Raw genomic sequence first — 1,027 nt, 5'->3', positions numbered from 1 at the left:
CGAACCCGACGTGAACAGCATCAATCTGTTGCAGGCCATCGCTGCCGCACGCCGGCCCAAATAGGCTTATATCAAATCCGCCAGCAATCGGCGCCAACCGACGCGTGGACTACCGAGATCAAAGGGACGGATGCGGAGGGCAAGCGTGTCGAGGACAACGCGGGAACAGTCGCTCCCGATTTATTCCTGACCTTTTCGGCACTCAATCTCTGAAACCACCCACCCTGCCGGTTGCCGCCACCGATGCACATGCCAGCGTGCCAATGCGCACGACCGAGTGCGCTGGTATAGCGAAGGTTGCGCAGCTACCGCGTGCTCATGCACCGCAGCCTAAGCCTCATGCTAATCACCCAGCCGGTTGAGTGCAGTGGGTACAAACGTCCGCTTGTAGAATGGCCTTCTTGCCTATTAATGCAGACGCTCTACCTCGTCCCGATGATTTGGGCTCCCGCTGGAAGGTTCTACGATGCCGGCGAAGTCGCCAATCCACCGCCGATGCACGACTCGGTCATTCTGCGGCTGGTCAAAGAAACGGGGATCACCGTCGAACAGGCGCGCGATCTCATCAACCTGTTGGGCAACCTCAACTGGAACTCGCTCTTGCGAGAAGCCCGCTTTCTTACCAGCGCCGCTGAGGCGATAGGCACCCAGTCACGGATATTGAAATATTGAAAGCGCCACAAAATCCGCTAGTCTTAACTGCGGTCGCCTTTGCTTGCCACGAGGTGACTACCTAGCCTAACCCCGCTCCGGCCAAAGCGTCCCCCGCCCTCGCCCCAACGCCGGAGCGGGGCTTTGGTCATCCCCGGCCTTGTCAGGCGCACCGTTGTCTTGCCACGATGGCCAGTAGCCACGGTGTCGGTGCGGTACTTCATTGTCGCTCAACGTCGCCGCATGTCCCTTCAAAGCGACGCGCTTGCTCACTCGATGATCTTCACGATCCTGCGTGTGCCTGGATCGACCAGGACGGTCTGGTTGTCGACGACGACGTAGCGGTATTTGACGTTGGGGACTTCATGAAGCTCGA

3 protein-coding genes are annotated in these 1,027 nt (G+C 59.1%); 2 read left to right on the top strand and 1 reads right to left on the bottom strand.

The genetic code is table 11. The features are described 5' to 3' along the window. On the top strand, positions 1 to 213 hold a 213-nt coding region (locus tag NKI72_RS35170; RefSeq protein ID WP_352852277.1), incomplete at its 5' end, for a hypothetical protein. A gap of 198 nt (positions 214 to 411) precedes the next feature. Further along, positions 412 to 672, top strand: coding sequence for a hypothetical protein (locus NKI72_RS35165; RefSeq protein WP_352852275.1), 261 nt, complete (start codon positions 412 to 414; stop codon positions 670 to 672). Between the two features lie 248 nt (positions 673 to 920). Here NKI72_RS35165 and NKI72_RS35160 read toward each other — a convergent pair. Beyond that, positions 921 to 1,027 (bottom strand): DUF1236 domain-containing protein (locus tag NKI72_RS35160; RefSeq protein WP_352852278.1); only part of this gene is annotated, 107 nt, incomplete at its 5' end.

The organism is Mesorhizobium sp. M0437, from assembly GCF_040321335.1.
Taxonomy (GTDB): domain Bacteria; phylum Pseudomonadota; class Alphaproteobacteria; order Rhizobiales; family Rhizobiaceae; genus Mesorhizobium.
The sequence above is the reverse complement of the archived record's forward strand: the minus strand, read 5'-3'. Positions and strand labels throughout refer to the sequence as shown.